Annotated in this window: 1 protein-coding gene; it reads left to right on the forward strand. The window is 40.4% G+C overall.

Going from position 1 to position 255, the window contains the following annotated elements:
• Window positions 1-255: helix-turn-helix domain-containing protein (locus tag ACYQ2O_RS13595; protein WP_459796867.1), on the forward strand; the 255-nt coding region annotated here is incomplete at both ends.

Below are 255 nucleotides of genomic sequence, written 5' to 3' on the forward strand. Positions count from 1 at the left end.
AAAAACTATTTTGCGAACTGTTTTGGTTGTGCCCGCTTCATTTATAACCAAATGCTTAGCGACAAGATCGACCACTATAAAGAGACGAAACAAATGCTCAACAATACGCCCGCTCAGTACAAAGAAGCGTTTCCTTTTATGAAAGCGGTTGATAGTCTGGCTTTGGCGAACGCTCAGCAGAATTTGGAACGAGCCTACAAAAATTTCTTCCAGGATAAATCCATTGGATTTCCAAAATTCAAATCCAAACACCGT

The organism is Alkalibacterium sp. m-11 (genome assembly GCF_054658155.1).